Origin of the sequence: Psychrobacter piechaudii (assembly GCF_900162825.1) — a bacterium.
Classification (GTDB): domain Bacteria; phylum Pseudomonadota; class Gammaproteobacteria; order Pseudomonadales; family Moraxellaceae; genus Psychrobacter; species Psychrobacter piechaudii.
On record NZ_FUGE01000056.1, the window covers coordinates 1 to 6952 of the forward strand.

The 6952-nt window shown below is 44.0% G+C and carries 5 protein-coding genes; all 5 read left to right on the forward strand.

The features are described 5' to 3' along the window. Positions 1–244 precede the first annotated feature (244 nt). The 5 genes from A1019T_RS01970 to A1019T_RS01990 all read left to right on the forward strand — a co-directional run bounded on the left by A1019T_RS01970 (position 245) and on the right by A1019T_RS01990 (position 6720). The gene (locus tag A1019T_RS01970; RefSeq protein ID WP_077450190.1) at positions 245–1990 is read left to right on the forward strand and encodes an FMN-binding glutamate synthase family protein; all 1746 of its coding nucleotides are present in this window, start codon (positions 245–247) and stop codon (positions 1988–1990) included. Between the two features lie 37 nt (positions 1991–2027). Continuing rightward, positions 2028–2948: a phosphodiester glycosidase family protein gene (locus A1019T_RS01975; RefSeq protein WP_077450191.1), complete on the forward strand. Its 921-nt coding sequence runs from the start codon at positions 2028–2030 to the stop codon at positions 2946–2948. 235 nt (positions 2949–3183) lie between these two features. Further along, entirely contained in the window at positions 3184–4275 is a 1092-nt protein-coding gene (ychF, locus tag A1019T_RS01980) for a redox-regulated ATPase YchF (protein WP_028859066.1), read from the forward strand. A gap of 187 nt (positions 4276–4462) precedes the next feature. Continuing rightward, positions 4463–5878, forward strand: a complete 1416-nt coding sequence (locus A1019T_RS01985; RefSeq protein ID WP_167366829.1) for a deoxyguanosinetriphosphate triphosphohydrolase — start codon at positions 4463–4465, stop codon at positions 5876–5878. Positions 5879–6006: 128 nt separating this feature from the next. Next, positions 6007–6720, forward strand: coding sequence for a TetR family transcriptional regulator (locus A1019T_RS01990; RefSeq protein ID WP_077450193.1), 714 nt, complete (start codon positions 6007–6009; stop codon positions 6718–6720). Positions 6721–6952 lie beyond the last annotated feature (232 nt).

Genomic DNA, 6952 nt, shown 5'->3' on the forward strand with positions numbered 1-6952 from the left:
ATTTACGCCTCCAGCTCCCGTCCGTCTCCCCCGCCTGCTATTCTTACAATATCACTTCGACAAGCCCAAACAAAGTTAAAAATACTCATTACCGAAAAACAGTTTATTGGTTGTCTTTAAGAATTAGTTGTATTCAAGAACTGGTTGTATTTAAGAATTAGTTGTATTCAAGAACTGGTTGTATTTAATAAATTTTTTCATTTAACAAATAGTTGCACTTAACAAAAGTGACAAAGGATTTTTCATGTCAAAATCACGAACTGCTATTCCTGCTAAAGCAGAAAGTACCGATCGTAATGAACGTCAATACCAAGTGGGTGTTGTAAAACGCTATGGTTTATTTTTTGCTATGGTGCTCCTAACCTTGATTGCCCTGTTACTGCAAACCTGGTGGTTGACCTTAATTGCAGGCGCCTTGGTAGCGGTAGGTATTTATGACTTATTACAATCTAAGCATTCTGTGCTTTATAACTATCCTATTGCCGGTCACATTCGTTATTTTTTAGAAAGTTATCGCCCAGAAATCCGCCAGTATTTTATCGAAAATGATAAAGAAGAAGTGCCTTTCTCACGCCAGCAACGTGCTTTGGTATATCAGCGCGCAAAAAATGTCAGTGATACCAATGCTTTTGGTACCCTTGATGACTTATACGCCAAAGATAAAGAGTGGTTTTTGCAATCACAAACCAGCCATCCGTTAGACGTGGATGACTTCCGCATTATTGTGGGTAATGAGCGCTGTCAGCAGCCTTACTCTATGTCTGTGTTTAACATCTCAGCCATGAGCTTTGGTAGCTTATCAGGTCGAGCAATTATGGCCCTTAACCAAGGCGCCAAAATGGGCGGCTTTGCTCATGACACTGGTGAAGGGGCGATTAGTCCATACCATCGTAAATATGGCGGTGATTTAATTTGGCAGTTAGGCACGGGCTACTTCGGATGCCGTGATGAGCACGGCAACTTTGACCCTGAGTTATTTGCCCAAAATGCCAATGACGATCAGGTAAAAATGATCGAAATTAAACTGTCTCAAGGGGCGAAGCCTGGTAAAGGTGGGGTGTTACCTGCTGAAAAAATTACCAAGGAAATCGCCTTAACCCGCCGCATTCCAATGGCAGAAGACTGCATTTCACCCTCTACTCACTCGGCATTTGATACCCCTCGTGAGTTGGTGCACTTCTGGCAACAGCTTCGTGAATTATCAGGGGGCAAGCCGGTGGGCATTAAGCTGTGTATCGGTCAGCCTTGGCAATTTATGGCCATCGTAAAAGCCATGATTGAAGAGGATAACTACCCAGACTTCATCGTCGTCGATGGTGCTGAAGGCGGTACCGGTGCTGCCCCTGTGGAATTTATGGACAGCTTTGGAATGCCGCTTATTGATGGCTTCTTATTTGTGCATAACACTCTAGTGGGCGCAGGCATTCGTGATAAAGTAAAAATCGGTGTCAGTGGCAAAATTGTCTCAGCTTTTGATATCGCTAAAATGTTGGCTCTTGGGGCTGACTGGTGTAACTCAGCTCGTGGCTTCATGTTTGCTGTCGGCTGTATTCAATCTCGCTCTTGTCATACCAACACTTGTCCTACCGGGGTGGCAACGCAAGACCCTTATCGTGAAAAAGCACTGGATGTTCCAAGTAAATCGGAACGTGTGGCAAGCTTCCATAAAAATACGCTAAAATCTTTGGCAAACTTCGTAGGCGCAGTGGGTCTATCTCATCCTTACGACTTACACCCTTATCACGTGGCAAGACGTATGAGTGATGGCTCAATCAAGCTGCTATCCAGATGTTTTTACTTTATAGATGAAGGCGCGTTGTTGACGATGGATGCCCGTTCTGACATCTATAATCAAATGTGGGTTATGGCAGATCCTGATAGCTTCAAAGCCGATAACGAAGCTTATGTCGCCTATAACGAGGACTCTCGTGACACCAAAAAAGTGACTAAGTCTGCGCCTACTCACTTAGAATTCCCGACAGATATATAACCCCACAGACACACAATATGGTTAAGGCCCCTATACGATGAATTCTCTCTCTAGCTTTAAGCCAAAAAACTACTGGTCTATCCTTGTGATCAGCTTAGGGGCCTCTTTATTTCTGTCGGGCTGTAAAAACGGAGAGCTTGATGCTTTAATAGAATCTGTAAAAGAGGCGACGCCTGAACAGCAACAGTTTTGTGAATCTAAGGCCGCCCCTTTTGCTCACGCTGTGTGTCAAGTTTCACAAAATGAGCTGCTTGAAGCCAACTCTGCTTTGTCTTTGCATTTATTTTGGAAATCCGGTCAATGGCAAGCGGCACAAGAAGATGACAGTGCTCGCCTAGCCGATCAAGATCAAGCTATCCAGCCCTTATATAAATTCAATAACTTGCTTGCTGATTTGCCAAAAAGTAGCGAGTTAAAGTTTGCTACGAACGCAGGCATGTACAACGCTGAATTTGCTCCCATCGGCTTTACGGTCCTTCAGGGCCGGCAGATTTTATCGCTGAATCTAAACGAGGGAGCGGGCAACTTTCATATGATGCCCAACGGGGTGCTGTGGTGGGACCAAAAAAATCGAGTTAGCATCACCGAAAGCCATAAATTCAATGAAATGCTACAAAGCGGGGTGGCCAAACCTTGGTACGCTACCCAGTCAGGGCCGATGTTGGTTATCGAGGGTAAGCTACATCCCAAGTTTAATCCTGCCAGCACCTCACAAAAAATTCGTAATGGTGTGGGCGTCTGTGAAGATGGCAACATAAAGTTTGTCACCAGTAATGAGCCGGTTACTTTTTATCAATTTGCCAACTTATTTAAAGAGGAGCTAAACTGTGCCAACGCCCTGTTTTTAGATGGCGGTATAGCCTCGGCATTATACGCCCCAGACCTTGCCCATCAGGACAATAAAAATATGGGGGTCATGGTAGGCCTAATCGAAGATCATAGCAGTAATAAGCAATAGCTCACCCCCTTTCAGACAATTTTTGCTACAATACCTGCTAATTTATTTAGCCCCCTTTTATTAAACAATTATTTGATACTCAGGCTGAATTCATTCAGCCAGTATTAACAGTAACTACCCTATTCAACAATTACCCTATTCAACCGCTATTTTTTTTAGTATTTATATCACCCTTAGTATCCGTATTAAGTATTCCACTTATTTTATTATCAAATCAGATTAAGAGAGACAGAACATGGGCTTTAACTGTGGCATCGTGGGCTTACCAAACGTTGGAAAATCAACTTTATTTAATGCTTTAACCAAAGCCGGTATTGCAGCCGAAAACTTCCCTTTTTGTACCAAGGATCCTAACGTAGGTATCGTACCTGTGCCTGATCCTCGCTTAAACAAATTAGCTGAGATCGTAAAACCTGAGCGTGTATTACCGACTACCATGGAATTCGTAGACATTGCAGGCTTGGTAGCCGGTGCTTCACAAGGCGAAGGTATGGGCAACCAATTCTTAGCCAACATTCGTGAGACTGACGCCATTGCTCACGTGGTTCGCTGCTTTGACGACGACAACGTGATTCACGTAGATGGTCGTGTCAGCCCTATTGACGATATCGAAACCATCAACACTGAATTGGCATTAGCAGATCTAGAAGCCGTTGAGCGTGCGATCACCAACTTAACCAAAAAAGCTAAGGGCAACGACAAAGATGCTCAAGCTACTTTGGAAGTGTTCAAAAAAATTGAACCGCTATTAGCAGAAGGTAAGGCAGCACGCGGGGCTAACTTAGACAATGACGAGAAGAAACTTATCAAAAGCTATGGTCTAATTACTTTAAAACCAACCATGTATATTGCCAACGTTAGCGAAGATGGCTTTGAAAATAACCCTTACCTAGATGCTGTGCGTGAATATGCAGCCAAAGAAGACGCCATTGTACTGCCCCTATGTAATCAAATTGAGGCAGAAATCTCTCAATTAGATGAAGCCGATAAAGCCGACTTCTTAGAAGGCATGGGCATGGAAGAAGCCGGTCTAGACCAAGTCATTCGCTTAGGTTACAAACTATTAGACATGCAAACTTACTTCACCGCTGGCGTGAAAGAAGTACGTGCTTGGACGGTAAAAGTAGGTGCTACAGCGCCTGAAGCAGCCGGTGTGATTCACACAGACTTCGAACGTGGCTTTATTCGTGCTGAAGTGATTGCCTATGAAGACTTCATCGAATATGGTGGTGAGAAAGGCGCTGCTGCCGCTGGTAAATCTCGTCTAGAAGGTAAAACTTATATCGTTCAAGATGGCGATGTGATGCACTTTAGATTTAACGTATAAGTTTAAACTAGCAGGCCCAAACCGCCTGAGACCATCTTAGTATCAACACTGAAAAGCCGATAAGTTAACTTATCGGCTTTTTCTGTTATGCTAATCGTAACTAATCCCTACCTTTTTGATTTGGTGATTTATGACTCAGCATAGCCTTAATTTAAACGCTCATTTAAATAGCTCTAGCTTAAAGAGCATGCCTGCACACAAACGCTGGTCCTACCTATTTACTGACCGCCGTCTGGGCAGTATAAAAAAAGACATCTCTCAAGAGAAGTCTCGTACCCCCTTTCACAAAGACTATGACCGACTGATTTTCTCTCAATCTTTTCGACAGCTCAACCAAAAGACCCAAGTCCACCCGCTCACCAATCAGATGGGTATTCATACTCGGCTTACCCACTCTTTAGAAGTGTCCTGTATTGGTCGCTCACTGGGTATGATGGCTGCCGAAAAAATACAACATAAACTCCCTGAAGGCTTACCTCGTGGTGTCAGTGTGGGTGATGTTGGGGTCATCGTACAAGCCGCTTGTCTTGCGCATGATATTGGCAACCCTCCTTTTGGCCATGCCGGTGAATATGCCATTAGAGATTGGTTCAACCAACCGAGTCAGCAATCCTTTTTAAGTCACATGACCCCTGCTCAGCGCCTAGATTTACAAGGTTATGAAGGCAATGCGCAAGGCTTTAGACTCTTGACCCGTAACGAGCATCATCCTGACCGAGGTGGCATGCGCCTAACCTGCGCCACCTTAGGGGCTTTTATGAAATACCCATGGTTGGCGGAACATAGTAATGTTATTGAGACAGATGAAAACGCTGAATCTAACTCCTCTACTACCATTCGAGCCCTAGATATCAAAAAATACGGCTGCTTTAATAATGATGCCAATTTACTCGATAAATTAGCCGGTCAACTGCACCTGCCTTATGCCCTCGATCACGACGGGTATGCCCGTCATCCTCTGGCTTATCTGTTAGAGGCTGCCGATGATATCTGTTATGCGCTTATCGACTTAGAAGATGGCATTCATCTGGATATGATTAGTTATGAAGAGGTGGAGCCTTTAATGATGGAACTAATTGGCTCGCGAGGGGTCCCCCCAGAGGTGACGAACAATGCACCCATTGTCCAAAAACTGGCCGCGTTACGAGGCCGAGCCATGATGCGCTTGGTGGATAAGGTTACAGAGGCCTTTGTCACCCATGCCGATACCATGCTGGCAGGTGAAATGCAGGGCAGTTTATTTGACCATTGTGAACCCAGCGTGAGCGAAGGGATCAATAGGGCTAAAAACTTAGCTTCAAGCCAAATCTTTGCGCATCCGAGTAAGATACGTATGGAGCTAATGGCCAATCGTTGTTTGCAGACCTTATTGGAGGCTTTTATGCCGCTGGCGCTATTGCCCATTACTAAGCAGCCCCCTCACTTTGAACAAAAGCATCTGATTCAATTATTATATCAACATCTACATACTTTGAACCGAGACCTGGGTATGGACGTCTATGAAAACGCGTTAAATATCTTAGATTACCTCACTGGCATGAATGACCATGAGGCCTATCGACTGGCTCAGGATTTAAATGGCATTGGCGATAAAGTGTGGTAAGCTTAAAGTTACGCTACTAGGTTCTTAACCTGTCAGCGCAGCAATAAGCAAAATTAATTAGCAGGCTGTGTATACCACAGCGCCTTGCAAACCACATTAATGTTTATTTTCGACTGAGATTGTCTATCATGACCAGCACTAGCAGCAATAATAGCCCTTTAAATAGCCGAGAACAAAAAAAGAAACAGACCCGCCAAGCTTTCTTTAACGCGGTACTCGACCTTTGTATGATGGGCCAATCTTTCGCCTCGATTAGTTTGCGTCAAGTGACCCGGGAGGTGGGCGTGGTACCAACCGCCTTCTATCGCCACTTTGATGATATGGAATCCCTAGGCCGTTGTTTGGTAGAAGAAGAGCTAGGCGAAGCATTGTCCACGTTGCGTAGCGGTTTACAGATGGGACGTAGACGTAGTTATGATCGCCAAATCGCTAAGAGTATCCAGCTGTTCTTTGCCTCAATTGATGAGCACCCTCGTTACTGGCAATTTTTGGTCAGTGAGCGCTTTGGTGGCTCTGAATCCGTTCGTAATGCCATCGATGCCCAAATTAAACTGTTTGCCAAAATTATGGGCGAAGACTTAGGCATTCAGCCCGCGTTCCAACATATTAATGACGAAGACAGACGTCTACTCGCTGAAGCAGGCCTGAATTTATTTTTAACATGGATTATTGATTGGTTGGATTTGACCTACTCTCAAGCGCATGATGAAGAAGAAGATGCTAAAAATACTGAGCATAAAAAAGAGCAAATGCTGAGACAGTGTACGAGACAAGCACAAATGCTGTTTTATGGCGCAGAAAACTGGCGTTCTAATGAAACTACTTTATTGGCAGATGACTAATTTGGTAGATAACAAATTTGCTAGAAAACAAATTTAGTAGATGACTAGTTTGGAATAAGACTGGCTATTGAGCTGATTAATACGTCAGCGTAAACTACAAAAAAGCCCTCTAATCAAAAATTAGAGGGCTTTCTTTATCACCTATCGCCGTAAAACCACCCACTTCAGGGGGTGGATATAAGGCGACATATACTGTCGTGAGTAGTACTTAAAGGGTTGTAAGTTGAAATTA